Genomic DNA, 1,032 nt, shown 5'->3' on the forward strand with positions numbered 1-1,032 from the left:
TGCCGCAGCTTGCCCTGCGGGCTGCTGGCGCAGGCGGCAAGGCCCGCAAGGGCGGCCAGGGCAGCATATCGGGCACGGGGTTTACATGTGGTCATGGGCTGGTTTTCCAGTCTGGAAACACAAATAGCCCATCCATCCATACAGGCCGCAGGAAACGGCCATTTCTGCATGGAAACGGGTGGACTATTTTTCAGGTGTCAGGATAGAGGCAGTCCGGCGGCCGGTTTACAGATCGCCCGGATCAGGTTGACAGATCAGCGTGCGGGCTGGCCCGGCACGATCGGGTGCGGGGTCGCGACCGTGGCGGGCGCAACCGTGGCGGCCGTTGTGGCGGGCTTTGCTTCGATCGCGGTTTTCAGGTCCGTGATGCCGGTCAGGATCCTGGTCAGGGCCGCATCGATGCCGGACAGGTCCAGATTCGGCGCCGCCTTTTCGACAACAACCGGGATCAGCGTCTGCAGCAGGTTGCCCGCCAGGGCGATATCGGCCCGCGTGGCGGTCGTGTCGCGTTGGCCCAGTGCGGTTTCGATCAGGCGTTCAAGGGCGGGAATGGTGGTGGTGGTGTCGTCAGCCATGTCTGGCGTCTCCATATAAAAAAAACGCCTCTCGGGCGGTTGGGGATGGGGGATTGATCCGGAACCGGTCAGTCAGCCGGGCGGGGATGCCCGCGCCGGGGGCTTGCCCGGACGGGTCGAGCCCGGCGGCACGTCGAGCAGCTGCTCGACCGTCTGGCGCGGCACCGTCGTCGGGACCATCGCGGCCCGTTTCCCCGGCTGGTAGGCGGGCAGATTCCATCCGCGCGCCTGGGCGATGGCGGTCACGACTGTCCAGACCACGACCCAGCGGGATGCGGGATCCGGCGGGCGCCAGAACCGTGCGATCAGGGCGCAGGTGGAGATCAGGAAGGACACGATCACGGCGACATCCCCGGCATATTGCGTCGGGAGCATCGACAGGACATCTTGCAGAAGTGTGGGTGGATCCATGGTCACGCCTCGATCGCGCGCTGGAACAGGGCGATATGCGGCCCAT

2 protein-coding genes are annotated in these 1,032 nt (G+C 65.7%); both read right to left on the reverse strand.

Translation table 11 applies throughout. From position 1 onward, the window contains the following. Positions 1-254: 254 nt before the first annotated feature. Positions 255-575 (reverse strand): hypothetical protein, encoded by a 321-nt coding sequence (locus tag B7G66_RS16365; protein WP_231106299.1) that lies wholly within the window; start codon positions 573-575, stop codon positions 255-257. Positions 576-647: 72 nt separating this feature from the next. Beyond that, positions 648-986: a hypothetical protein gene (locus B7G66_RS16370; protein WP_003620647.1), complete on the reverse strand. Its 339-nt coding sequence runs from the start codon at positions 984-986 to the stop codon at positions 648-650. Between the last annotated feature and the right edge of the window lie 46 nt (positions 987-1,032).

Origin of the sequence: Novacetimonas hansenii JCM 7643 (assembly GCF_000964405.1) — a bacterium.
Classification (GTDB): Bacteria; Pseudomonadota; Alphaproteobacteria; order Acetobacterales; family Acetobacteraceae; genus Novacetimonas; species Novacetimonas hansenii.